Genomic DNA, 24763 nt, shown 5'->3' on the forward strand with positions numbered 1-24763 from the left:
ACGTGAGGATCTGAAGCGCATGAGCGCCGTTCCCGCCCGCCCGACGTTCGAGCACCACCGCGAAGCCCTGGGCGTCGGCGAGGCCGCACCGCGGATCTCCTGGCGGACCACCGCGCCCGCCGGGTGGGCACCGGCCGGCTACGAGCTGGAGGTCACCCGCGACGGCGCGGTGGCGAGCACCGGCCGGGTCGCCTCGCCCGACTCCGTCCTGCTGGACTGGCCGTGGGAGCCGCTGCGGTCCCGGGAGGCGGCCGACGTGCGGGTGCGGGTGTGGGGCGAGGGGGAGCAGGAGCCCTCGCCCTGGTCCGAGCCGTCCACCGTGGAGGCCGGTCTGCTGCACCCGCAGGACTGGGCCGCGCTGGCGGTCGGGCCGGCCTGGGCGGAGGAAGCCGACTCCGACCGCCGCCCCCCGCTGCTGCGCCGCGAGTTCTCGCTGGACCGTCCGGTCCGCTCGGCCCGCCTGCACGCCACCGCGCACGGCGTCTTCCGCCTCGAGGTCAACGGCCGCCGCGTCGGCACCGACGAGCTCGCGCCCGGCTGGACCGTCTACGGCGAGCGGCTGCGCTGCTCCACCCACGACGTCACCGACCTGCTGCGGACCGGCTCCAACGCGATCGGTTCCTGGCTCGCCGACGGCTGGTACCGCGGCAGGCTCGGGTTCCACGGCGGGCACCGGAACCTCTACGGCACCGACCTGGCTCTGATCGCGCAGTTGCACGTCGTCTTCGAGGACGGCAGCGAGCAGGTCATCGCCACCGACGGGGAGTGGCGAGCCGGGTTCGGCCCCATCCTCTTCACGGGTCTGTACGAGGGGGAGCACTACGACGCCCGCGCCCTGCCGCGCGGGTGGTCCGAGCCCGGTTTCGACGACGCTGCGTGGAGCCCGGTGCGCACCGCGCCGGCCGGCGCCGAGCGCTTCGTCGCCCCGCAGGGCCCGCCGGTCCGCTGCACCGAGGAGCTGCTGCCGGTCGGCGTCGAGGCGAAGGGGAACGGGCGGTTCCTGCTCGACTTCGGCCAGAACGCCGCTGGCCGGCTGCGGATCCGGGTGCGCGGGGAGGAGGGCCGGACCGTCACCCTCACCCACGCCGAGGTCCTGCAGGACGGGGAGCTGTACACCCGCCCGCTGCGGGGGGCGGAGTCGCGCGACACGTACACCCTCGCCGGGGTCGGCGTGGAGGAGTGGGAGCCCGCCTTCACGATCCACGGCTTCCGCTACGCGCAGGTCGAGGGCTGGCCGGCCGCGACGATCGAGCCCGGTGACGTCGTCTTCCGCGTGCTGCACACGGACATGGAGCGCACCGGGGAGTTCTCCTGCTCCGACCCGCTGGTGGAGCGCCTCCACGAGAACGTCGTGTGGAGCACGCGCTCGAACTTCGTCGACATCCCCACCGACTGCCCCCAGCGCGACGAGCGCCTCGGCTGGACCGGGGACATCCAGGTCTTCGCCCCCACCGCCGCCTTCCTCTACGACTGCTCCGGCTTCCTGGCGTCCTGGTTGCGCGACGTGGAGGCCGAGCAGCTCGAGGACGGCACCGTGCCCTGGTACGTGCCCGTCATCCCCGGGGACTTCTGGACCCCGCCGAAGCCCGGCGCGGTCTGGGGCGACGTCGCGGTGCTCACGCCCTGGACCCTGTACGAGCGGACCGGGGACACCGGGGTGCTCGCCGCGCAGTACGACAGCGCCCGGCGCTGGGTCGACCTGGTGGAGCGCCTCGCCGGGCCGGGCCGGTTGTGGGACACCGGCGTCCAACTGGGGGACTGGCTGGACCCGGCCGCCCCGCCCGAGTCACCGGCCGACGCCCGCACCGACCGCTACCTGGTGGCCACCGCCTACTTCGCCTGGTCAGCCCGGCACCTGGCCGAGACCGCTCGCGTCCTCGGTCGTGACGACGACGCGCAGCGGTACGCGGCGCTGGCCGACGAGGTCCGCGAAGCCTTCCTCGCCGCGCACCTGCGCGAGGACGGCCTCCTCAGCTCCGACGCGCAGACCGCCTACGCCCTGGCGATCCGCTTCGGGCTCCTGTCCGGGGAGCAGCAGCGGACCGCCGGCGCGCGGCTGGCGGAACTGGTGCGCGAGGCCGGCGGGCGCATCGCCACCGGTTTCGCCGGCACCCCGGTCATCTGCGACGCCCTGACCCAGACCGGGCACCTGGAGGAGGCGTACCTGCTGCTGCTGGAGCGCGGCTGCCCCTCGTGGCTGTACCCGGTGACGATGGGGGCCACGACGATCTGGGAGCGGTGGGACTCCATGCTCCCGGACGGCACCGTCAACCCCGGGGAGATGACGTCCTTCAACCACTACGCCCTCGGGGCGGTCGCCGACTGGTTGCACCGCGTCGTGGCCGGGCTGGCGCCCGACGAGCCCGGCTACCGCTCGATCCTCTTCCACCCCCGGCCCGGCGGCGGCCTGACCTCAGCCTCCGCCCGGCACCTCACCCCCTACGGCACCGCCTCGATCGAGTGGACGCTGCAGGGCGGGGAGTTCGCGGTGACGGTGCAGGTGCCCACGGGGGCCACCGGCCGCCTGGTGCTGCCCGACGGCACCACGCAGAGGGTCCTGTCGGGCACCCACCGGTTCACCAGCGGGGTGCTCGCGGCCGATCCGGTGGGCTGACGGCGACGGGGCGGACCGTCGTGCATAGTGTCCAGGGTCGCGCGTCGGGGCTCGGAGGTGGCATGCGCACGGGGATCAAGGACGTCGCCCGGCTGGCCGGTGTCTCCGTCGGCACCGTCAGCCACGTCCTCAACCACCCCGAGCTCGTCTCCTCGGAGACGGCCGAGCGGGTGCGCGGGGCCATGCGGCAGCTCGGGTACGTCCGCAACGAGCCGGCGCGCCAGCTGGCGCTGCGCGGCCGCAGCGAGCTCATCGCCGTGGTCCTGCCCACCATCACCGACCCCTTCTTCCTCGACGTCGTGCACGGCGCTCAGCAGGCTGCGGCCCGGCACGGGCTCGAGGTCATGGTCGCCAGCAGCGAGCACGACGTGCAGCGTGAGCACCGGCAGCTCGAGACGCTGGAGCAGCGCCGGGTCCGGGGCGTCCTGCTCAGCCCCGCTGTCGACGCGTCCCTGGAGGGCGTGCGGGCGCTGCAGGAGCGGGGAACGCCGCTGGTGCTCGTGGGGCCGGTGTTCGGCGAGCACCCCTTCTGCTCGGTCTCGATCGACGAGCGTTCCGGTGGTCGTCAGGTCGGCGCCCACCTGGCCGGCGCGGGGCACCGGCGCGTCGTCTTCGCCGGGGCACCGTTGTCGGCGCACCACGTGCACGAGCGGTTCGCGGGCCTGGCGGAAACCTTGCCGGGTGCCGACGTGCAGGCGGTCGACGTCTCCGGGTGGCAGTCGGGCGGCGGGTTGCCGGCGCTCGGCGAACTGCTGGACGCGCCTGCCCGGCGGCGCCCGACTGCGATCGCGTGCGCGACAGACCTCATCGCCCTGGAAGCCGTCGCGGAGTGCGCGCAGCGCGGACTGGCGGTGCCGCAGCAGGTGGCGGTCGTGGGGTACGACGACATGCCGTTCACCCGCTCCACCGCCGTCTCGCTCAGCACGGTGTCGCAGCCGCAGTCGGAGATGGGCCGGTGCGCCACCGAACTGCTCCTGCGGGAGGACGGCGACGCCGCCGGGCACGAGCACGAGCGCGTCGTGCTGCAACCGACGCTCCTGGCGCGGCGCACCAGCGACCGCACCGGGGGTTGACACCCGGAACCCCGCGAACACACCTGTCCCTCCACGTGCCCGCAGGTTCCGGGACCCCGGTCGCCGCGCGCGGCGGCTGGCTCCCTGGGGTGCGGCACTGCTGACCGCGGCCCTGGCCGGCCCTGCCGCCGCAGCCCCGCCTGCAACCGGCGATCCGGCAGCAGGCCTCGGGCCCGCCGTCACCGTCTTCACGCCGCAGACGCCGGCCCAGCAGATCGAGGACGCGGTCGACCGTGTCGCCGACGCGCAGGCCGACGACGAGATGGGGCGTGAGCGGTACGCGTTCCTGTTCCAGCCCGGGACCTGCGGCAGCGCCGAGGACTCCCTGCAGCTGTGAGTGGGTTGCTGCACCGAGATCGCCGGTCTGGGGGCGTCGCCGTCCGATGTGACGGTCGACGGCAAGGTGGAGGTGTTCGACCGCTGCTTCGGCTCCGGTGCTCAGACGTCGTGCAACGCGCTGACCAACTTCTGGCGCACGGTGTCGAACCTGACGATCGAGGTGGATTCGGCGGGGCAGGAGGGTTGCCGCGCCGGGACGAACTTCTGGGCCGTCTCGCAGGCGGTCTCGATGCGCCGGGTGCAGGTCACGGGTGGGCAGTCGTCCCTGATGGACCACCGCTCCGCGGGTCCGTCCCTGGCCAGCCGGGGTTTCATCGCCGACTCGAAGCGGTCGAACGTCGTGAGCGGTTCCCAGCAGCAGTGGCTCACGCGTGACAGCGAGGTTCTCGCGGCGTCACCTGGGGCGAGGGACCGACCCCGGGACGCACGGTTCCGCTCCGCGACTTCTTCGTCGCCCGCCCCACCGACTCCGTGACGGAGAGCAACTCCCAGTTCGCGGCGCGGATCGGTCCCGCTGACGGTGGCGGCGTCCCCGGTGTCGTCATCGCCGGGGTCACCGTGGACGCCGGTGCGCAGGAGTCCCCGGCCCTGCTGCGGGTGGGCACGAAGAGCTCCCGCAAGAGCGACCCGGCCGACCCGGTGACCTGCGGGTGGGACGTCAGCACCGGTCGCAACGGCGTCGTCGTCGACGGTGACGACGTCAGCGCCACCGGCCTGTTCGTCGAGCACTACCAGCAGTACGACGTGGTGTGGAACGGTGAGCGCGGCCGGACCTTCCTCTTCCAGGACGAACTACCCCACGACCTGCCGAACCAGGCCGACTGGCAGCACGACGGGACGCTGGGGTGGGCGGCGTACGAGGTCGCCGACCACGTCCGCCACCACGAGCTGACCGGCGCCCGCTCCTGCACCTTCATGAACGTGGACCCGTCCCTGCGCGCCTCCCAGGGGTTCGAGGTCCCGCGGACGGAAGGGGTTCGGCTGCGCCACCTCCACACCGTGAACCTCACCGCTGGCACGCTGGACAGCGTGGTCAACGGCGTCGGGGCACCGGTGACCCCGCAGCAGGCCGGGCAGCCGAGCTACGTCCTCGACCACCCCTGGACACCGGGACGACCACGGGGGGCGGATCGTGCGGGACGCGATCCGCCCCCCGTGCGTGCGCCTTGGGCCGGGGAAGGGCGTGGTCACTGGATCCGACCCTTGCCGTCGCTGAGGGTTTGCGGTTGACTCGTCCCACGGCGAGCTGAAGCGCTTCAAGCCTCACCGCCGTCCGATGTGGCGACGGAGCCCTCGACGGCTTCGCGCCCTCCCCCCGGTTCGAGGAGGAACTGCCGTGACGACCCACCACGCCGCCCGACGCCGGGCTGCTGCCGCGGCCCTGTGCGCCGCCGCCGTCCTCACCCCCTGCATCAGCGCCCAGGCGGCGCAGGCGTCGTCCGAGGCGGCCGCAGCGGCGCGCCCCGGCGAGCACGCCCAGCCCTGGCGCGACCCGTCGAGATCTCCCGCCTGGCGCGCGGACGCGCTGCTGAACGCCATGACGATGGACGAGAAGGTCACCCTGGTCCTGGCGACGAACGACGAGGACTTCGACCCGCTGGCACACCTGGGGATCCCGCGGATGCGGCGCGTGGACGCCTCCGGCGGACTGCGCGGGGACACCGGGGTGACGGCCTTCCCCGCCCCCAACGCCCTGGGAGCCACGTTCGACACGGCCCTGGCCGAGCGGTACGGGCAGGCCGTCGGCGCCGAGGCCCGCGCGAAGGGCTGGAACGTCGTGCTCGGCCCCACCGTGGACGTGGACCGCAACGGCCTCTCCGGCAGGGCCGCCGAGGGCTACGGCGAGGACCCCCTCGTCAACGGCGAGATGGGCGCTGCGATGGCCCGCGGCCTCGAGGAGAACGACGTCATCGCCATGCTCAAGCACTTCACCGTGTACAACCAGGAGAGCGGCCCGCGCGAGACCCTCGCGGTCGACGTCTCCGAGCGGGCGCTGCGTGAGGTGCACTACCCGGCGTTCGAGAAGGCGATCCGCGAGGGCGGCGCCGACTCCGTCATGTGCGCCTACCCGAAGGTCAACGGCGAGCACGTCTGCCAGAACGAGGAACTGCTCACCGACCTCAAGCAGGACCTCGGGCTCGAGGGGTACGTCGCCACCGACTTCAACCCCCGCACGGACCCGGTGGCGGGCATCAACGCAGGTGTGGACTCGCAGTCGCTGTTCCCCGGCATGCCCCGTGAGGCGTTCTTCGACGGCCGGATCCCCGAGGAGCGGACGAACGACGCCGCGCGGCGCATCCTCGTCGCCCTGTTCAACTCGGGCGCCTTCGACAACCCGCTGCCCACCACGATCCCCGACGTCGTCACGACCGCCGAGCACCAGCGCCTCGCCCGCGAGACCGGCGCTGCCGCCAGCGTCCTGCTGAAGAACTCCGGCGCGCTGCCGCTGTCGAAGCATGACAGCGTCGCGGTGATCGGCCCGGCGGGCGAGGACGCGATCACCGGCATCGAGGGCTCCTCCTACGTGGACCCGGGTGACTTCACCACCCTCGCCGAAGCCGTGCGGAGCAAGGCCGGCGCCGAGCGCACGACGGTGTCCCAGGGTTCCCTCGGGGACGTCGCGCTGCCCACCGTGCCCGCATCGGCCTTCACCGCACCCAGCGGTCAGGAGGGCCTGCAGGCCGAGTTCTTCGCGAACCCCGACTTCCAGGGCGCTCCCGTCGCCACCACGACCACCCCGAACGTCGACTTCAGCGGCGCCGCCCCCGTCGAGGGTCTGCCGGCGCAGTGGTCGGCGCGCTTCACCGGGACGATCACCCCGACGGCCACCGGTCTGGCACGCATCTCTTCGCTGTTGTCCGGATCGGCGAAGGTGACGATCGGCGGCGAGACGGTCTTCGACGGGTCGCGGTTCATCTGGGACTTCTTCTTCGCCCCGCAGGAGTACACCCTGGGCGGCACCGTCCCGCTCACCGAGGGGGAGTCGGTGCCCATCACGGTGGAGTACTCGACCCGCGAGGCCGGCTTCTTCGGCCCGCGCCTCACGCTCGGCTGGCAGCCGGAATCGCTCATCCCCGCCGCGGTGGAGGCGGCGAAGGGCGCCGAGACCGCGGTCGTGGTCGTCAACGAGTTCACCGGTGAGGCGGTCGACCGGCTGGGCCTGCGCCTGCCCGGCGACCAGGACGCGTTCATCGAGGCCGTCGCGGCGGTGAACCCCCGCACGATCGTCGTGCTGAACACCCCCGGACCGGTGCTGATGCCGTGGCTGGACGACGTGGAGGGCGTCGTGCAGAGCTGGTACCAGGGGGCAGCCGTCGGGACCGCCACCGCCGACGTGCTGTACGGCGACGCGGACCCCGGCGGGCGCCTGCCCGTGACGTTCCCCGCCGCGGAGGGGCAGGGACCGACCCACGACACCGGTGCCAGCGTCGAGTACGACGAGGGCATCCACGTCGGCTACAAGTGGTACGACCAGCAGGACGAGGAACCCCTCTTCCCGTTCGGTCACGGCCTGTCCTACACGACCTTCGAGCACCGCCAGTTGCGCACCGGCAAGCTCGACACGCGCAAGGGCGAGGGCGAGACCACGTCCGTCCGCGTGCAGGTCCGCAACACGGGCCAGCGCGCCGGCTCCGACGTGGTCCAGGTGTACGTCGGTCACCTGCCCACCGACGCGGTGGAGACGCCGGAGAAGGCGCTGGCCGGTTTCGCGAAGGTCGCCCTGCGGCCGGGGGAGAAGCGCGAGGTCCGCATCGAGCTGGACCGCCGGGCTCTCTCGTACTGGGACGAGGACGCCGACCGGTGGGTCACCCCGACCGGTGAGGTTCCCGTCTACGTCGGGCGGTCCGCCGCCGACGTCGACCTCGTGGGCAGCATCACCGTGAAGTAGCCGAGCCCCCGGGCGGTGGTTCCGGCACCACCGCCCGGGCGCCGCGAGCGACTCGTGTCGGCCTCAGCCGACCACGGCGGGACGGTGGGCGCGGACCGCGTCGGCGTACGCCGTTGCGCTGGGCTTCGGGGTGCGCGCGAACGTCTCCCGGTCCACGGCGACGAGACCGAGCTTGGGCCCGTAACCGAAGATCCACTCGAAGTTGTCCAGCAGCGTCCAGTGGCAGTACCCGAGCACGGGCGTGCCCGCGGCGAGCTCCGCGCCGAGGTGCTCCAGGGCGGCGGGGATGAAGGCGGCGCGCTGGGCGTCGTCGTCGGTCTGGAGGCCGTGCTCCGTGACGAGCACGGGGACGCCGGAGACCTGGTGCGCGTAGCGCACGGCCCCGGCCAGCGACGCGGGCTCGACGACGGTTCCCATGCCGTTGCGGGGCCCGTCGGGCAGCACCTCGCCGTCGGGGCCGTGCAGCACGCGCTCGTAGTTCTGCACGCCGATGAAGTCGTCCTCGCGCGCCACCCGCAGCCAGTGGTCGTACACGGCGGCGCGCTTGGCATCGCGGTGATCGTCCCCACCGGGCAGCGCGACCTCGTCGGCGATGGCGATCGAGACGCCGACCGGCAGGTCCGGGCGCAGCGCCTTGACGGCCGCGCGCGCCGCGCGGTGGGCTCGGGTCGTCGCCTCCTGGAACGCGTCCTGCGCGTCGGAGGGGATGACGTTGGCGGAGAAGTACCGCTCCGTGCCCGCTGCCCGCGCCGCGGCGGCGAGCATGTCGCGCTTGAGCTGCTCGGCCTGCGGGGGCAGCTTGCCGCCGGCCTGGAGGAGCTGCTCCAGGTTCGGCTCGTTCAGGGTGACGGCGGAGGTGATCCGGTCGCCCAGGCGGGCCGTGACGCGCTCGCACTGCGCGGCGAACCGGTCCGCGGCGTCGTCGGCGAGCCAGGAACCCGCGGCGGAGAACCAGTGCGGCGCCGTGAAGTGGTTGAAGGTGACCACCGGGGACAGCCCTCGTTCGAGGCAGCCGTCGACCAGGCGCTCGTAGTGGTCCAGCGCCGAGGCGTCCACCTCGCCGCGCACCGGTTCCACCCGCGCCCACTCCACCGAGAACCGGTACGCGTTCAGGCCCATCCTGGCGACGAGGTCCAGGTCGGCGGGCCAGTGCTGCAGGGTGCGGCAGGCCGGGCCGCTGGGTTCGGCGAACAACGTGGGGGTGGTGTTCTCCAGGAACCAGGTGTCGCTGTGGACGTTGTCGCCCTCGCCCTGGTGCCCGGCGGTGGCCACGCCCCACAGGAAGTCGTCGGGGAACGGGTGGGTCATCTCGTGCTCTCCTCGGTGGGGTTTGCGGTGGTGCGCCGGTCAGCGGGCGCCGCGGATGAACAGGATCAGCACACCGCCGACGACGGCGCACAGCGCGCCGGCGCTAAACAGGGCGGCGTAGTTGCCGCCGCCGCCGATCGCCAGCAGTGCCGGGGCCGCGGCCGCGACCAGCGGGACCGGAAGGTTGTCCGCCACCTTGATGAGCGCCAGGTCCTTGGCGGGGTTCTGCAGGTCGGGCAGCACGCGGGTGGCCAGGGCCAGTTCCACGGCGAAGTAGACACCCTGGCCGAGGGCGATCACGGCGCAGGCGACGAGGTAGGACGGCAGGTCCGTCGCGCGGGTGGCCACGACGAGGCCGGCGCTCAAGACGAGAGCGGCGACCAGGATGAACGGACGGCGGACGTCCAGGCGGTCGCTGAGCTTGCCGATCGCCGGGGCGACGAGCAGGGACAGGCCGCAGTTCACCACGACCGTCAGCAGGATCGCTCCGCTGAGCTGCACCGGTTCGAGGTGCAGGTGCTGCAGGAGGTACAGGGCCTGGAAGCCGTTGAGGGCGGCCACGCCGCAGAAGACGAGCAGGCGGCTGCTGAAGACGAGCGCGAAGTCGGGGAAGCGCAGCGGGTTGACCCAGAAGATCCCGATGACCTCACGCAGGTGCAGCGGGGTGCGCGGCTGCGTGGAGCGCTCCTCGCGCAGGACGGCGGCGAGCAGGAGCATCGCGCCGACGGCCAGGGCCGTGGGCACCCCGACCACCGGTGCGAGGTTCGCACCGAAGGGCTGCACCACCGCCATGCCGAGCAGGGCGCCCATCGCGGTGGACAGGCTGAGGAACGCGGCGGCCGGGCCGCGGCGGTCGGCCGGCAGTCGGTCGGCGAGAAGCGCCGTCGTCGCCACGCCGGCGGCGATGAACCCGAGCGAGATGAGCAGGTGTGCCAGCACGAACAGCGGCACGTTCGGCGCGGTCACGAGCAGCGTGCCGCCCATGGCGAACGAGGCAGCCCCGGCGACGAGGTAGGGCCGGCGCCGGCCGAACCGGGACCGCGAGCGGTCGCTCAGCGCACCCACGGTCGGCAGGGCGCAGATCGTGAAGGCCCCGGCGATGCCGCTGGACAGGGCGATGATCCCCGCTGCGCCGGTGGCGTCGAGCGCGGTGGCCTTCAGGGTCAGCGTGAGCAGGGCCGCGGACATCTGGGCCGCGCCCGCGCCGACCGCGGCGAGCACCAGGAGCGGGACGAACCCGCGCGGCAGGGGGGCGGTGGGGGCGGAGGTCCCGGTGGACGGCGCGAGCAGGGGCGACGCGCTGAGCGGTGCCGCGTCGAAGGTGTGCGGCGCCGCGGTGGCGGAGTCGGAGGACAGGTCCATGGGCTTCCTCGCCAGCTGGGGCCGTCTCGTGGCGGCCGGTTGTCGACGTTGACATCCCCGGGAGGGGGACGAGGAGGACGGTAGAGCCAAAATCTGAAGGGGTCAATGTTTTCGGCTGTGAGCTGCTAGCGTGCGGACATGGCCGGACCCCGCGGCGAGTACCGCAAGAGCGCGGAGCGCCGTCAGCAGATCCTCGACGCCGCCTTCACCGTCTTCACTCGCAGCGGCTACACCGGCACGTCCGTCAACGAGATCGCCCGCGCCGTCGGGATGACCCAGACGGGTGTCCTGCACCACTTCTCCGGCGGGAAGATGGCGCTGCTGCGGGCGGTGCTCGAGCAGCGCGACGTGCGGGCCGAGCACCTGCTGGCCGGTCGCCGCGGCCGCGACTTCCTGGCCGGGCTCGTCGAGGTCTCCCGCACCCAGGCCGGCCAGCGCGGTGTCGTGCAGCTCTACACCGTCCTGTCGGCGGAGGCGACCGATCCCGACCACCCCGCCCGCGAGTACTTCGCCGAGCGGTTCGAGCGCATCGCCAACGCGGTCACCACCGCCTTCGCCGAGGAGGACGCCGTCGGCGGTCTCCTCGACGACGTCGACCCCCGCCGCGCCGCGTTCAGCTCGATCGCCATGACGGAGGGCCTGGAGCTGTTGTGGCTCGACGGGTTCGACGTCGACATGGCCGACGGCATACGCCGCCACCTCAACAGCTTCCTCCACACCCCCCTCTAGAGGTCCCCGCGCCGGCGCTGTCGCCGGCGGGACCCGCACCGGCCCCAGGAGCACCGTGAGCACCAGCGCCCACCCCGTCGCCATCCACCCCGTCACCGTCCGGCCCGTCACCGTCGAGCACCACCGCGAACCCCTCGGCATCGGCCAGGAGCGCCCGCGCCTGTCCTGGGTCGTCGACACCGGCGAGCCCGGCTGGGTGCAGCACGCCCACGAGATCGAGGTGACCGACCCCGACCACCCGGGCGAGCGTTTCCGCACCGGACGCGTCGACGGCGCCGAGCAGGTGCTGGTGCCCTGGCCGGCCGCCCCGCTGGGCAGCCGCGAACGGCGCTCGGTGCGCGTGCGCGTGTGGGGGCCCGCGCAGGAACCCTCGGCGTGGAGCGAGCCGACCGTGCTCGAGACCGGGCTGCTGGACGCAGGCCTGTGGCAGGCGCGGGTGGTGGCCCCGGTGCTGCCGCCCGCGGGGGAGGGCGGTGAGCCCGCGGCCCTGCTGCGCGGGGAGGTGCAGCTCCCCGGCGGGGTCGTGCGCGCCCGCGTGCGCGCCACCGCCCACGGCGTGATGACGCTGCACCTCAACGGCGCACCGGTCGGCGAGGACGTGCTGCACCCGGGGTGGACCAGCTACGCCACCCGTCTGCGCTACCGCACCTGGGACGTCACGGACCTCGTGCGGGAGGGCCGCAACGCCCTCGGCGTGCACCTGGCCGACGGCTGGTGGCGCGGCTACCTGGGTTTCGCCGGGCTGCGCGACGTCTACGGCGAGCGCACCGCGGCCCTCGTCCAGCTCGAGGTGGACCACGCCGACGGCACCCGCACCGTGGTGGGCACCGACGCCTCCTGGCGCTCGACCCTCGGCCCCGTCACGCGCGCCGACCTGTACACGGGCGAGACGTTCGACGCCCGCCGCCGCCTCGACGGGTGGGACAGCCCCGGTTTCGACGACGCCGGCTGGGACGCCGTGACGGTCGAACCCTTCGACACCGCCACGCTCGTCGCTCCCGACGGCCCGCCCGTGCGCCGGCAGGAGAGCCTGCGAGCGGTGGGGATCACCACCTCGCCGTCGGGGCGCACGATCGTCGACTTCGGCCAGAACCTCGTGGGGCGCCTGCGCGTCCGCGTGCCGGCCGGGGAACCCGGCAGCGTCATCACCCTGCGCCACGCCGAGGTGCTCGAGCACGGTGAGCTCGGGGTCCGCTCGCTGCGCGCCGCCCGCGCCACCGACGAGGTCGTCCTGGACGGCCGCGAGTTCACGTGGGAACCGGAGTTCACCCTCCACGGCTTCCGCTACGCCGAGGTCACCGGCTGGCCGGGCGAGCTGACGGCCGACGCCCTCGAAGCCGTCGTCGTGCACACCGACCTGCGCCGCCTCGGGGAGTTCGAGACCTCCGACCCGCTGCTGAACCGCCTGCACGAGAACGTCCTGTGGAGCATGCGCGGCAACTTCGTCGACGTGCCCACCGACTGCCCGCAGCGCGACGAGCGCCTCGGCTGGACCGGCGACCTGCAGGTGTTCGCCCCCACCGCGGCGTACCTGCACGACACCACCGGCATGCTCACCGGCTGGCTCGCGGACCTGGCGGCCGACCAGCACCCCGACGGCAACGTCCCCGTCTACGTGCCGTGGGCCGACGTCGACCCGAACCTGCCGCCGCTGGGCGCCGAGGCCGGGTGGGGCGACGCCGCCACCGTGGTGCCCTGGACGCTGTACGAGCGCTCCGGCGACGCGGGGATCCTGCGCCGGCAGTGGCGTTCCATGACGGCCTGGGTGGACGCGTTCGCCGCCCGCGCCGGCGAGGAGCTGGACTTCGCCAGCGGCGGGTTCTCCTTCGGCGACTGGCTCGACGCGGCCGCCCCCGACGACCAGCCGTGGGCGGCCCGCCTGCCGTGGCAGGCCGTCGCCACCGCCTACCTGGCCCGCTCCGCGCAGATCGTGCGCGACACCGCGCGCGTGCTCGGCGAGGACGAGGCGCAGCAGCGCTACGGCGAGCTCGCCGACCGCGTCGCGCAGCGCTTCCGCACCGAGTACGTCACCCCCAGCGGCCGGGCGGCGTTCCCCTCCCAGACCGCCCACGCCCTCGGCCTGGCCTTCGGCCTGCTGGACCCCGCGCAGCGCGAGCGCGCCGGTGAACTCCTCGCCCAGCAGGTGGCCGCCGACGGGTACCACGTGGGTTCCGGTTTCCTCGGCACGCCGCTGGTGTGCGACGCCCTGGCCGACACCGGCCACGGCGCCACCGCGTGGCGCCTGCTCCTGCAGACCGAGTGCCCGTCGTGGCTGTACGCGGTGACGATGGGAGCCACGACGATTTGGGAGCGCTGGAACTCCATGCTCCCGGACGGCTCCATCAACCCCGGCAGCATGACGTCCTTCAACCACTACGCGTTCGGCGCCGTCGCGGACTTCCTGCACCGCCGCGTCGGTGGCCTGGCGCCCGCGGCGCCCGGCTACCGCCGGTTGCGGATCGCGCCGCTGCCGGACCCGGCGCTCACCTGGGCGCGCACCGCGCACGAGACCCCCTACGGGCGGGCCGCGGTGTCCTGGACCCTCGACGGGGAGGAGTTCACCCTGGAGGTCGTGGTCCCGCCGTCGACGCAGGCGGACGTGCACCTGCCGGACGGCTCGCCCCCGACCACCGTGGCCGCGGGCGTGCACCGCTTCACCTGCACGGTGCGGGCGGGCGCCGCCGCCGAGGCCCCGGCCGCCTTCGCCGGGTCGTAGGTCCCGCCCGCCGCACCGGTACCGGACGATCGGAGGTCGCACGTGCCCACGAGCACCACCCCGGGCAGCCCTACGGGCAGCACCCCGGAGCACCGGGCGCTGCAGCGCCGCGTCGTGCGCGTCCTGGCCGCCGGTCAGGTCCTGGGCGGGCTGGGCACCGGCGCCACCCTCAGCCTGGGTGCGCTGCTCACCACCCGGGTGTCCGGCTCGCCGGCCTGGTCCGGGATGGCCGCCACCACGGCCACCCTGGGCGCGGCCCTGCTCGCGGTGCCGCTGGCCCGGCTCGCGCAGGCACGGGGGCGGCGCACCTCCCTGAGCACCGGCGCGCTCATCGCCGTGCTGGGCGGGGCGGTGGTCGTCACCGCCGCCGTGCTGGGCAGCCTCGTCCTGCTGCTGACGGGACTGCTGCTCATGGGGTCCGCCCAGGCGCTGAACCTGCAGGCCCGCTTCGCCGCCACCGACCTGGCCGCCGCCGACACCCGCGGTCGCGACCTCTCCCTGGTGGTCTGGGCCACCACCGTCGGGGCGGTCACCGGACCGAACCTCCTCGAACCCGGCGAGGCCGTCGGCCGGGCCCTGGGCCTGCCGCCGCTCACCGGCGGCTTCGTCGTCTCCGCGTGCGCGCAGGCGCTCGGCGCCGTCGTCCTGCTCGCGGGGTTGCGGCCCGACCCGCTCCTGACGGCCACCGCGCTCGCCGCGGCGCAGACGCACGGTCCCGCCGGTGGCGCCACCGCTGCTCGCCCCGTCGGCGGGCTGAGCGTGCTGCGCTCGAACCTCGCCGCGCGCCGCGCGGTGCTCACCGTCGCCGGCAGCCACGCCACCATGGTCGCGCTGATGTCGATGACCCCGGTGCACCTGACCGGGCACGGCGCCTCGCTCAGCCTCGTGGGGTTGACGATCAGCCTGCACGTGGCCGGCATGTACGCCCTCTCGCCCGTCTTCGGCGCCCTCAGCGACCGCGTCGGCGCCCGCGCCGTCGTCCTCGCCGGGCAGGCGCTGTACCTGGGGGCGCTGCTGCTGGCCCTGCTGGGCTCGGAGGACGCGACGCTCGTGACGATCAGCCTGGTCCTGCTGGGGCTGGGGTGGTCGGCGTCGATCGTGGCCGGTTCCACCCTGGTCGGTTCCGCGGTCGCGCCCGTGCAGCGGCCCCGCCTGCAGGGGGTGTCCGACTCGCTCATGGGTTACGCCGGGGCTGCCGGGGGTGCGCTCGCCGGGCCCGTTCTGGCCCGGGTCGGTTTCGACGGGCTGGCCGCCGTCCTGCTGGTCCTGGTGCTCGCCGTCGCCCTGGCGCAGCGCGACGGACGGGCGCCGGGCCGGGAACCCCTCGAGCGAGCCGAGGCGTGACCCGGCCCGGCCGGTGACGGACCCGCGGGGCTCAGCGGACGCGTTCGGCGGTGAACTGCATCTTCGGGTTCGCGAAGGAGTCCTGCGCGCGCACGATCTGCAGTTCCCGCTCCCCGGAGCGGTACGTCAGCTCGATGAGGTCGAACACGCTGGAGGCGGTGCGCTCCAGCGCGGTCGCGGCCTCACCGGTGGACCGGTAGTGCGCCGCGAACAGGGCCGCGGTGACGTCCCCGGAACCGTTCGCCTTGAACGGCAGCCGCGGGGTGCGCACGATCCAGGAACCGGCGTCGTCGGTGGCGAGCATCTCGATGCCGTCCTCGCCCACCTCGGGCCGCTCCACGCTCGTGACGAGCACCGTCGACGGGCCCATCGCGCGGGCGAGGTCCACGGAGGCCAGGGTGGACTCCAGCGTCGTCGGCTCGGTGCCGGTGAGGAAACCCAGCTCGAACTGGTTCGGGGTGATGATGTCCGCGACGGGCACCACCCGGTCCCGCAGCAGGTGCGGGATCTCCGGCGCCACGAAGCAGCCCGACTTCGCGTTGCCCATCACGGGGTCGCAGGCGTAGACGGCCGACGGGTTGGCGGCCTTCACCCGGCGCACCGCGTCGACGATCACGTCGCCGATCCCGGTGCCCCCCTGGTAGCCGGACAGGACGACGTCGACCTGCGGGAAGACCCCCCGCTCCTCCACGCCGGTGAGGACGTCCCGGACGTCCTCCGCGGCCATGACCGGGCCCCGCCAGGCGCCGTACCCGGTGTGGTTGGAGAAGTTGACCGTGTGGACGGGGACGACCTCCACGCCGATGCGCTGCAGGGGGAAGACCGCGGCCGAGTTGCCGACGTGGCCGAAGGCCACCGCCGACTGGACGGAGAGGAAGATCACGAGGTCAGCCCTTCAACGGTGCGGGAGTGCCCGGGAGCACGCTGCCGTGCCTGCGAGCGGCGATCCGCTGCCGCCGGAGGCGACCGGCATCGTACCCACCGCACCTGCCCGGGCGCCCCCGCGAGGCGGCCGGGGTGCGTTGCCCCGCACCCGTCCGGGGCAGCACGATGCCCGCGTGAACAGCCCCACCCCCTCCACCCCGGACGGCGGCGCGTCCCTGGACGGCACCGCCGTGCAGGAGGTCGCGGCCCGGGTGGCGGAGGAGCTGCCCGCCGTCACCCGCACCTGGCCGTTCGGTCCCGAGCACGACGTGTACAAGGTCGCCGGGAAGGTGTTCCTGATGGCGACCGAGGCCACCGGCCAGCCGATCGTCACCCTCAAGTGCGACCCGGAGCACGCCCGGGCGCTGCGCCAGGAGTTCGACGGCATCACCGCCGGCTACCACGTGAACAAGCGGCACTGGATCTCCGTGGCCGGCGGCCCCGGCGTCACCGCCCGGCTGGTCGAGGAACTCGTCCTGGACGCCTACGGGCTCGTGGTCGCCGGGATGCCCCGGCGCGCGCGCCCCGCCGTGCCCGATGCGGTGCGGCGGCGCCTCGGGGGTGTCGCGCCGGGCGGGACTCCCGACCGTGCCCGCCCGGTGCTGCCCGGGGGGTGACCGTCCGCCGGCGCGACCGGCGCGGCGCCATACTCGTCCGGTGAGCGACGCACCCGCCTTCCCCGTCCGGACCACCGCCGAGCTGGACGCCATGCGCGAAGCCGGCCGCGTCGTGGCCCGCACGCTGCAGGCGGTGCGCGCCGCGGCCGTGCCCGGCGCGAAGCTGCGCGACCTGGACGAGATCGCGCAGACCAGCATCCGCGAGGCCGGCGCCCTGCCGTCCTTCCTCGGCTACGCCCCCTCCTGGGCGCCGCGGCCGTTCAACGGCGTGCTGTGCCTGTCCGTCAACGAGGTCGTCGTCCACGGCCGCCCCACCGGCCGCCGCCTCGACGACGGGGACCTGCTCAGCATCGACGCCGGCGCCATCCTGGACGGCTGGAACGGCGACTCCGCGATCACCGTCCACGTCGGGCAGCAGCACGAGGACGACGTGCGGCTGGTGCGGGCCACCGAGGAGGCCCTGGCGGCCGGCATCGCCGCCGCCCGCCCCGGCGCCACCCTGCTGGACGTGGCGCGCGCCGTCGACGAGGTGGCCCGCCGCCACGGCTACTCCCACCTGCCCGACCACGGCGGCCACGGCATCGGCCGCAGCATGCACGAGGCGCCGTTCGTGCCCAACCGCCCGGCGCCCGGCGCCGACGCGGTGCGCCTGGAACCCGGCAGCACCCTGGCCATCGAGCCGATGCTGCTGGCCGGCGGGGAGGGCTACCGCACCGCCCGCGACGGCTGGTCGGTCGTCACCCTCGACAAGCGCCGCGCCGCGCACGCCGAGCACACCGTCGCCGTCACCGCGGACGGTCCCGTGGTGCTCACCGCCCTCTGACGCGGGGTCCCCGGCTCGTGGGACGCGTGCGGATCGGGACGTCCGGCTGGACCTACCCGGAGTGGCGCGGGGTGTTCTACCCGCCCGGCCTGGCGCAGCGCCGGGAGCTGGAGCACCTCGCCGGCCGGCTGGCGAGCGTGGAGCTGAACGCCTCCTTCTACGCCCTGCAGCGCCCCGCGAACTACCCGTCCTGGGCGCGGCGCACCCCACCGGGTTTCTGCTTCAGCGTCAAGGGCTGGCGGGCCGTCACCCACGAACACCGCCTCGTGGACGTGCGGGACGCGCTCGCCGCGTTCTTCGCGTCAGGCGTGCTGGGCCTCGGCGACAAGCTCGGGCCGGTGCTGTGGCAGCTGCCGCCCAGCCTGCGCTTCGACGCCGACGTGCTGGCGCGGTTCTGCGCGCTGCTGCCGCGCACCACGACCGCCGCCGCGGAACTCGCCGCGTCCGGCGCGCCCGGCTCCGCCGTACCGCTCGCCGTCGAGGAGCGCCCGCTGCGGCACGCCGTGGAGGTGCGCCACCGCAGCCACGAGGACCCGGCGCTCGCCGAGGTGCTGCGCGCGCACGGCGTCGCGCTCGTCACCGCCGACACCGGCGGGCGCTGGCCGCTGCGGCTGGAGCAGACCACCGACTTCTCCTACGTGCGGCTGCACGGCTCACCCGAGCTGTACGTCAGCGGCTACGACGCCGCCGCGCTCGACGACTGGGCCGGGCGGGTGGAGGCGTGGGCGGCGGGTGGGCGCGACGTGTACGTCTACTTCGACAACACCATGGCCGCGCGGGCCCCCGTCGACGCGCTCGCCCTCGCGCAGCTGCTGGGGCGGTGAGCACGCGGTCCGCTGCGGACCGCGCGGGTCCAGGGGCCCGCCGCTCAGGCCGTGCGCGTCCACGTGGGCGACGAGACGGGCCCAGGCACGTTCCTCCGCGCGGGTGTCACTGCTGTGCGCGTGGCGGCGCTCGGCGTGGGCGGCGGCCAGCCACGCGGCGTGCAGGCGCCGAGCCTGTGCGAGCGGGGAGCGCCTGCGGAAGATCGCCATGCTGCCGTTCCTTCACGTGTGTGCCGACGGCCGCCATTGTCGCGCCGCGCGGCGGTGGAGGAGGCCTTTTTCGCCGCGGTCGTGCGCGGTGTCGCCGGCGCCGAAACTGCCCGACGACGCCACCGGGATGCCCCCGGCCGACGACGCGAACGACGAGCCGGGGGACGAGGACGCATCCAGCTCCGGTGCGGTCGGGGACTGACACCGGGGACGAGGAAGGAGACAGCGTGGCCATCGCCCTCGTCGAGGCGGCCCGGCTGGCCCGTGCCAACCGGGCGCAGGCCGAGGAGCTCGAGGACCGCCACGCGGCGCTGCTCACCCGTGCGGAGCGTGAGCGCACCGCGCAGGAGCAGCGCCGGCGGGAGGTCTACGACGAGGTCCTGGTGCCTTTCCGGGACGTCTTCGCGCAGCTGAAGAACGTCGACCTGGCCGAGCTGGCGGGCATCGACCTGCCCACCACCGGTTCGGCACCGCAGGTCCAGGTCGTCCGGGTGCGGCTGAGCGCCCTGCGCACGGTCGGGGCGCTGGCCGGTGGGCTGACCGCGGGCGCCGGGGCCGGTGCGACGGCCTTCGCCACCGTGGGCGCCTTCGCGGCCGCCTCCACCGGCACCGCGATCTCCACCCTGTCCGGGGCCGCCGCCACCAGCGCCACGCTCGCCTGGCTCGGCGGTGGATCGCTCGCGGCGGGGGGCGGCGGCGTGGCCGCGGGCACCGTCGTCCTGGGCGGGCTGGTGGCGGCGCCGGTGCTGCTCACCACCGTCGGTGTCGTCTCCTGGCAGGGACGCCGGCAGCGCAGGAAGCAGCAGCAGACCGCGCAGGAGCTCAGCCGCGCCGACGCCGACCTCACCCGCGCCGAGACCGGTGCGCACCTGCCGCAGCTGCAGGCCCTCGTCGAGGCCGACGACGACTACGCCACCTACTCCCCGGCCCAGCGCGCTCAGGTGGCCACGGTGGTGTCCCTGGTGACGACGACGATCTCGATCATGTCCACGCCGCTGACCGACGAGGACGGGGTGGTCACCGACCTGTCCGGGCAGGTCGTCGACGACGCCAGGCGACGCCTGCAGGACCTCGGGGGCGGTGGTCCTGACGAGCCCGCCGGCCGACGCCGCAGGCTCCGGCGCAGCGGCGTGGATGCGGTGACCTGAGCGCTCGTCAACGCCTCGACGCGCAAGCTCGCCGAGCAGACCGCGGAGGCGCTGCGCATCCGGGGGATCGCCCAGCAGGTCGCGCAGCGGTACCGCAACACCGGCCTGCCCCAGCGTGCCGGGCACCTGTTCGAGGTGATGCACGAGGCGTCCTTCAACCGGGACGCGATCGCCAAGGGCTCCACGGTGCGTGCCCCCACCACCGAGTGGGCCGCCGGCGGTTCGCAGAACGCTGCGGCCGACCTGCACCTCGTCGACGGCGAGCGGTTGCTGGCCGCGGCCCAGGCCAAGCTGATGGGCCGCGCCACGACCACCGCCAGGAGCATCGCCAGCGAGCGCTACGAGGGCATGCAGCGCCTCATCGCCCAGGACAAGCTCGCAGCCGTCGAGGACCTGCTCGACCGGCGCCTGACCCTCAACGCCGAGGGCATCGGCTACGCCGACTACCTCGACGCCCGTGCACACGTCACGGACGTCCTGCACGCCGGGGACGTGCGCAGCCGCCCGGTGTCGACGGAGGAGGCGTACCGGGCGGCAGCAGACCCCGCGAGGTGGGGACACCGGCAGGCCGCGGCCGCCGCGTCCCGCGAAGTCGGCGCCGCGATGGCAGCCGGCGCAGCGACAGGAGCCGTCCTCACCGGTGTCCTGGAGGCCGCCGGCCACGCCGCCCGGGTGCGGGCAGGCGAGACGTCGGCGGCCGCTGCGGCCGCCAGCGCCGCCGGGGCCGCCGCACGCGCCGCGGTGCGCTCCGGTGCGATCGCCGGTCTCGGGAAGAGCATCGGCGTCGCCGCGAAGGCCGGAGCCCTGCCCGCCGCCCTGGGCAGGGGGTCCTCACCGGCCTCGATGGCCGAGGCCGTCGCCGAGGTCACCGAAGCCGGGATCGCCTTCGCCCGCGGCGACATCGACTCGGGCGAGCTCGCCGCACGCTGCTGCGAGGCCGCCCTGCGGGCCACGCTGACCGGGGTGTGCGGCGCGGTCGCCCAGACGGTGATCCCCGTGCCGGTCGTGGGGGCGCTCGCCGGTGGTCTCGTGGCGCAGGCGGCGGCGACCTTCATCGCCCAGGGGCTGCGCACCGCACTCGCGGCCGCCCGCACTGAGCGCCTCGACGGCGAGCGGATCGGGGTTCTGGAAGACGAGACAGCCACCGCTGTCGCCACGGCGCTCCTGCTCGGGGAGGCCGAGCGCGCGCTCGGTGAGCAGCGCAACGCCTACGTCACCTCGACCGTCAGCCCGCTGCTGGACGACGCGTTGATCGCCGTCACGAGCGCTGACCCTGATGAGGGTCTCAAACGGCTCAGCGAGGTCGCTCGGTGCTTCTCCGGCCGACCGTTGTTCGTGACGGTCGAGGAGTTCGACGCGTGGATGGCTGACCCGCTGACGTCGCTGACGATGGACCCCAACTGGCGCTGACGCCCGGAGCTGGGGTGCTGCTTCCTTGGCGAGTGCAGGCCCAGGGGCCTAGATCCCATAGGGCCCTGCAGGTCGAGCGGGTGGGCCCCCAGGGGCTCGAACCCTGAACCCGCGGATTAAAAGAGCGGGGAGGGGCGTCTGCGGAGGTCCGGGGAAGGCGGCTGACCTGCGGGGATGGTGCGCTGGCGTGCGGGGGGAGTGCGGCGGTTGCCGTCGCGTTGCCGTCACGGCTGCCGTCAGCGTGGACCCGTAACGCTCACCGGCACAGGTGGGAGCCATCGCTGGGTGGCCACGTCCAGTGCTCGCCAGCGTTTCCGTCCCTGAGCTTCGCCGTGCTAGGAACTCATTCTCCTGTCACGAGATCCATAAGTTTGGAGTAGCTGTCGACTACGTCGTACTCCACACCCCCGTGCTCGGTCTTGGCGCTGAGCGCGGCAAAGAACTTTCGTGCACACTCGATCTTGGCTTCCTCGACGCCCTTGAGCTGCAGGGTCGACATGGAGCCCTTGGTCTCGGCGACGAAGTAGACGTGCTTGATCTTCGCCGTGTCGTCGCGAAAAGCGATTGCCCAGTCGGGGTTGTAGTCGCCGACGGGGGTTGGGATGAAGAACCCGCGCGGCAGCTTCGAGTACACGACTACTTCGTCGCTGACGTCGAGCTTCTCGACGAACGAGCGCTCGACCTTGGAGTCAGTGATAACGTACTCGTAAACACTCTTCTTGAGCTTGTTGCCGGCCTTCGACAGGTCCTGGGCGGTCTGATTCCCTGTGAAGATCGACGAGTCGTAGCGGCCGTCGAGCGGGTCGTAGGTGAGGTGCTCTACGATCACGGTGGCCTTCTGCTCATTGATGAGCCGGGCGGCCTCGGTGATGAACTGCTCGGGGTTCTGCTTGAACTTCGCGAACGTGCCCGGCTGGATTCCGGTGAGGATGGCCGCACAGGTACGCCGGGTGAGTTGCGTCTTCTCCGCGATCTCGCCGAGGAGGTCATACTTCACGGTCGAGCCCGCCGAGACGGCCGAGTGCGCGATCCTGGTCTCGGCGACCTTGAAGCCTGTGCCGGCTTCGAGCTGCTCGACATCGAGGCCGACGACCTGCTTGCCGCTCTCAACGAGATACTGCATCACTGTAACGTTGAGCGAGGAGTCGAGGGTACGGATGCAGTTCTTAATCAGCTCCTGTGAGTCGAACTTGACCTGATAAACAGCCTTGTGGTTGATGCGCGCCCACAGTTCCTGAAACTCGCGCTTCGTGAAGTTGACCTCGTTGAGCGGAATCTTCTTAGGCTTACGCCCGTCGATCGGCCTAGGAACGTCAAGGTAGAGCGCGTCGACCAGTGGCCACATGAAGTCGATGACCGGTTTGAGTACTTCGGCGGTCGGTGCAGCGAGAGTTCCATCGGCGCGGGCGTCCTTGTACTCCTGGGTAACCAGGCCGTCGTCGTCGATGTAGTTGTTGCGGATGAGGTGGTTGTACAGAGCCTGAGCGACCGCCTTCTCCAGTACGCTGGTCGACCCATCGGCGGTGCTGAATTGTTTGCCGATGAAGTACTCCACGGTGGCCTTGCGGGGGCGGGCCGACAACGACTCGACGATCTCCTTCTGGAGCGCGGTGACGAAGTCGGTATAGGACTCGTCGGTGACGACGGTCAGCTCGTTGATGTCATGCACGGTGACCGGGTTGTCCATTCGCTCGCCGTTCTGGTCGACCGCCAGGCGCAGGCCGCGGCCAATCTCCTGCCGCCGCGTCGTGGTGTTGTCGCTCTTCTTGAGCATGCCCATCACGAAGACGTTCGGATTGTCCCAGCCCTCCCGCAGCGCCGAGTGCGACCAGATGAACCGGACGGGTTCCTCGAACGACAGCAGTCGCTCCTTGTCCCTTAAGATGAGGTCGTAGGCGTCCACATCGTCGGACTGCCCGGCGAAGTCGCCACGCGCGACGATTTTGCCGTCGATCGAGTGACCGGTCTTCTTGTCGATCGAGAAGTAGCCCTCGTGTGTCGAGCGAACTCCAATCGCCTCGACGTGCTTTCGGTACCGCTCCGCGGCGTCGTCGAGATCGAGCTGGCCGAGGTAATCGGCGAGCACTGCTTCGTACTCCTCTTCGAAGACCCGCGCGTACTCGCCAAGGGTGTCCTCGCGCTCATAGTCCCGGTACTTAGCGACCTCGTCGATGAAAAACAGAGACAGGGTCTTGATGCCCTGCGCGAACAGTTCGCGTTCCTTGTCGAGGTGGGCGCGGATGACCTCGCGAATCTGGATGCGGCGCTTCGCGTCGTCGGTCACGTCCTGAGTGACCTCCCCCGCACCCATGATGTCGCCGTTGCTCAGCTCGATGATGTCGCGGTTCACGTCGACCTCTCGGACGAACAGGCCCTTATACGCCTCGATTCCGCCGGAGATGTCGTGCAAATTCATTCCCTGACTCAAGCGCTTCACCTGACGCTTGATGCCCTGAGCGGTCTGCACCTCAAGCTCAACGCGTGCCTTCGGGAAGTCCGCCCCCTTGCCGACCTCCAGGCCGTCGACATACAGGTATGCGGTGCTGCCGGCCAGGTGCTTCACGGTGATGCCGCGCACCGCGATCTTCTTCACCAGCTTCTGGTTGTACGCGTCGACAGCGTCGAGGCGGTGGATCTTCGTGCGCTCAATCTTGTGAGTGGCCGAGTAGCGCAGCGCGAATAGGGCGTTGAACAGCCCGAGCGCTTCCAGCGACTTCGACGGCTTCTTCGCGTCGCCCTCGATCTTCTGCGGCTCGTCTATGATCAGGATCGGCCGATTCGCCGCGATTACATCGATGGGCCTACGAGACTGGAAGTCGTCGAGCGCCTCGTAGATGCGACGCGCATCCTTGCCCGTGGCGTTGAACGCCTGGATGTTGATGATCATCACCTGCACGCCTGCGTCCGAAGAGAAGCGCTCCAACTCGTGCAGCCGCGAGGAGTTGTAGACGAAGGTGCGCGGCTTGGTGCCGTAGAGTTGTTGGAAGTGCTCCGCGGTGATGTCGAACGACTTCTTCACGCCCTCACGGATCGCGATCGACGGCACCACGACGATGTACTTGGACCACCCATACCGCTTGTGCAGTTCCATGATGGACTTCGTGTAGACGTAGGTCTTTCCGGTACCGGTCTCCATCTCAATATCGAGATTGAGCGGGGCGGCGGACTTCTTGACCGGGTCCTTGAGGTCCTTCGAGGGCGCCAGCCCGCGCGGTTGCTGCACTCGGTGTACATTTTCCAGCAGCTGGGATGTCGTGAGCGCGATCTCGGCGTTGCGCAGCCCAGCGTCCTCCAACAGCGTCAACCCCGCGTCCTTGCCGGGGTCGATGCGGTACTTCACCCCGTCCGCATACGGCTGCCCGGTGAAGACCTCGACTACGGCATCGACGGCCTCGGTCTGGTACTGCTGCACTTTGAACTGAAGCTTCATGGG

17 protein-coding genes are annotated in these 24763 nt (G+C 72.6%); 13 read left to right on the forward strand and 4 right to left on the reverse strand.

The window, feature by feature from the left end; translation table 11 throughout:
* Positions 1 to 19 precede the first annotated feature (19 nt).
* From V9U69_RS02620 to V9U69_RS02640, 5 genes are all read left to right on the forward strand, one after another.
* Positions 20 to 2614, forward strand: a complete 2595-nt coding sequence (locus tag V9U69_RS02620) for a family 78 glycoside hydrolase catalytic domain (protein WP_337059742.1) — start codon at positions 20 to 22, stop codon at positions 2612 to 2614.
* A gap of 62 nt (positions 2615 to 2676) precedes the next feature.
* Positions 2677 to 3687, forward strand: a complete 1011-nt coding sequence (locus V9U69_RS02625) for a LacI family DNA-binding transcriptional regulator (RefSeq protein ID WP_337059743.1) — start codon at positions 2677 to 2679, stop codon at positions 3685 to 3687.
* A 337-nt stretch (positions 3688 to 4024) separates the two neighbouring features.
* Positions 4025 to 4501, forward strand: coding sequence for a hypothetical protein (locus V9U69_RS02630; protein ID WP_337059744.1), 477 nt, complete (start codon positions 4025 to 4027; stop codon positions 4499 to 4501).
* Positions 4498 to 5256: a hypothetical protein gene (locus tag V9U69_RS02635; protein ID WP_337059745.1), complete on the forward strand. Its 759-nt coding sequence runs from the start codon at positions 4498 to 4500 to the stop codon at positions 5254 to 5256. Before V9U69_RS02630 ends, V9U69_RS02635 begins: the two co-directional genes overlap by 4 nt.
* 106 nt (positions 5257 to 5362) lie before the next feature.
* The gene (locus V9U69_RS02640; RefSeq protein WP_337059746.1) at positions 5363 to 7915 is read left to right on the forward strand and encodes a beta-glucosidase; all 2553 of its coding nucleotides are present in this window, start codon (positions 5363 to 5365) and stop codon (positions 7913 to 7915) included.
* 63 nt (positions 7916 to 7978) lie between these two features.
* Here the strand turns inward: V9U69_RS02640 and V9U69_RS02645 are convergent, their stop codons facing one another.
* Together V9U69_RS02645 and V9U69_RS02650 are read right to left on the reverse strand one after the other, a co-directional pair.
* Complete coding sequence (locus V9U69_RS02645) at positions 7979 to 9223, reverse strand: family 1 glycosylhydrolase (RefSeq protein WP_337059747.1); 1245 nt, start codon at positions 9221 to 9223, stop codon at positions 7979 to 7981.
* 39 nt (positions 9224 to 9262) lie between these two features.
* Positions 9263 to 10585 carry an MFS transporter gene (locus V9U69_RS02650; protein ID WP_337059748.1) on the reverse strand — a complete coding sequence of 441 codons (1323 nt, stop codon included), beginning with the start codon at positions 10583 to 10585 and terminating at the stop codon, positions 9263 to 9265.
* A gap of 138 nt (positions 10586 to 10723) precedes the next feature.
* Here V9U69_RS02650 and V9U69_RS02655 point away from each other — a divergent pair, with 138 nt between their 5' ends.
* The 3 genes from V9U69_RS02655 to V9U69_RS02665 are packed head-to-tail and all read left to right on the forward strand — an operon-like array spanning position 10724 to position 15374.
* Positions 10724 to 11314, forward strand: a complete 591-nt coding sequence (locus tag V9U69_RS02655; protein WP_337059749.1) for a TetR/AcrR family transcriptional regulator — start codon at positions 10724 to 10726, stop codon at positions 11312 to 11314.
* 55 nt (positions 11315 to 11369) lie between these two features.
* Positions 11370 to 14030, forward strand: a complete 2661-nt coding sequence (locus V9U69_RS02660; protein ID WP_337059750.1) for an alpha-L-rhamnosidase — start codon at positions 11370 to 11372, stop codon at positions 14028 to 14030.
* A gap of 42 nt (positions 14031 to 14072) precedes the next feature.
* Entirely contained in the window at positions 14073 to 15374 is a 1302-nt protein-coding gene (locus tag V9U69_RS02665) for an MFS transporter (RefSeq protein WP_337059751.1), read from the forward strand.
* A 31-nt stretch (positions 15375 to 15405) separates the two neighbouring features.
* Here the strand turns inward: V9U69_RS02665 and pdxY are convergent, their stop codons facing one another.
* On the reverse strand, positions 15406 to 16257 hold the full coding sequence (pdxY, locus tag V9U69_RS02670) for a pyridoxal kinase PdxY (RefSeq protein WP_337059752.1): 852 nt from the start codon (positions 16255 to 16257) through the stop codon (positions 15406 to 15408).
* A 175-nt stretch (positions 16258 to 16432) separates the two neighbouring features.
* Between pdxY and V9U69_RS02675 the strand changes: the two genes are divergently transcribed.
* The 5 genes from V9U69_RS02675 (at position 16433) to V9U69_RS02695 (ending at position 21330) form a co-directional block, all read left to right on the forward strand.
* A complete protein-coding gene (locus V9U69_RS02675; protein ID WP_337059753.1) occupies positions 16433 to 16915 on the forward strand; it encodes an MmcQ/YjbR family DNA-binding protein in 483 nt (160 codons plus the stop codon).
* 91 nt (positions 16916 to 17006) lie between these two features.
* Positions 17007 to 17738 carry a type I methionyl aminopeptidase gene (gene map / locus V9U69_RS02680; RefSeq protein ID WP_442907559.1) on the forward strand — a complete coding sequence of 244 codons (732 nt, stop codon included), beginning with the start codon at positions 17007 to 17009 and terminating at the stop codon, positions 17736 to 17738.
* 17 nt (positions 17739 to 17755) lie between these two features.
* Positions 17756 to 18562: a DUF72 domain-containing protein gene (locus V9U69_RS02685; protein WP_442907554.1), complete on the forward strand. Its 807-nt coding sequence runs from the start codon at positions 17756 to 17758 to the stop codon at positions 18560 to 18562.
* Between the two features lie 437 nt (positions 18563 to 18999).
* Entirely contained in the window at positions 19000 to 19920 is a 921-nt protein-coding gene (locus V9U69_RS02690; RefSeq protein WP_337059756.1) for a hypothetical protein, read from the forward strand.
* A 138-nt stretch (positions 19921 to 20058) separates the two neighbouring features.
* Entirely contained in the window at positions 20059 to 21330 is a 1272-nt protein-coding gene (locus V9U69_RS02695) for a hypothetical protein (RefSeq protein ID WP_337059757.1), read from the forward strand.
* A gap of 343 nt (positions 21331 to 21673) precedes the next feature.
* Here V9U69_RS02695 and V9U69_RS02700 read toward each other — a convergent pair whose 3' ends face one another.
* Positions 21674 to 24760, reverse strand: coding sequence for a type III restriction-modification system endonuclease (locus V9U69_RS02700; protein ID WP_337059758.1), 3087 nt, complete (start codon positions 24758 to 24760; stop codon positions 21674 to 21676).
* Positions 24761 to 24763 lie beyond the last annotated feature (3 nt).

The organism is Kineococcus sp. G2, assembly GCF_037154035.1.
Taxonomy (GTDB): Bacteria; Actinomycetota; Actinomycetes; order Actinomycetales; family Kineococcaceae; genus Kineococcus.

Excerpts from the sequence above, each read along its gene's own strand:
- V9U69_RS02620 (WP_337059742.1), top strand. The coding sequence starts at position 20 with ATGAGCGCCGTTCCCGCCCGCCCGACGTTCGAGCACCACCGCGAAGCC.
- V9U69_RS02625 (WP_337059743.1), top strand. The coding sequence starts at position 2,677 with ATGCGCACGGGGATCAAGGACGTCGCCCGGCTGGCCGGTGTCTCCGTC.
- V9U69_RS02645 (WP_337059747.1), bottom strand. The coding sequence starts at position 9,223 with ATGACCCACCCGTTCCCCGACGACTTCCTGTGGGGCGTGGCCACCGCC.
- V9U69_RS02650 (WP_337059748.1), bottom strand. The coding sequence starts at position 10,585 with ATGGACCTGTCCTCCGACTCCGCCACCGCGGCGCCGCACACCTTCGAC.
- V9U69_RS02655 (WP_337059749.1), top strand. The coding sequence starts at position 10,724 with ATGGCCGGACCCCGCGGCGAGTACCGCAAGAGCGCGGAGCGCCGTCAG.
- map (WP_442907559.1), top strand. The coding sequence starts at position 17,007 with ATGCGCGAAGCCGGCCGCGTCGTGGCCCGCACGCTGCAGGCGGTGCGC.
- V9U69_RS02695 (WP_337059757.1), top strand. The coding sequence starts at position 20,059 with ATGCACGAGGCGTCCTTCAACCGGGACGCGATCGCCAAGGGCTCCACG.
- V9U69_RS02700 (WP_337059758.1), bottom strand. The coding sequence starts at position 24,760 with ATGAAGCTTCAGTTCAAAGTGCAGCAGTACCAGACCGAGGCCGTCGAT.